1 protein-coding gene is annotated in these 304 nt (G+C 62.8%); it reads left to right on the top strand.

Features of this window, described 5'->3' with window-relative positions; all coding sequences use genetic code 11:
- Positions 1-80: 80 nt before the first annotated feature.
- On the top strand, positions 81-304 hold a 224-nt coding region (locus BTA51_RS29215), incomplete at its 3' end, for an ATP-binding cassette domain-containing protein (protein ID WP_141215732.1).

The raw sequence follows: 304 nt of genomic DNA, 5'->3' as shown, positions 1-304 counted from the left end.
CTCTGCCACCGCGCGCATGAAACGGCGGAACTGCGCGAACAGGCCAAGGACCCGGCTGTCTGGCGCGGCGTGGTGACGGCATGAAGGATACCAGCATGCGCGACGAGATCCTGCTCGACGTCGACAACCTGTCGAAAAGCTTCACCCTGACGCGATCTTTGGGCGACGTGCTGCGCAGCCGGACGCCCAAGGTCGATGCCGTCAGCGATATCAGCTTCACGCTGAAGCGCGGCGAGACCATTGGCATCGTTGGTGAATCCGGTTGCGGCAAGACGACCTTGGGCCGGATGCTGCTGAAGCTGAT

This window comes from Hahella sp. CCB-MM4 (assembly GCF_002260525.1).
Lineage (GTDB): Bacteria > Pseudomonadota > Gammaproteobacteria > Pseudomonadales > Oleiphilaceae > Hahella.
This window is presented reverse-complemented; position numbering and strand designations above follow the sequence as displayed.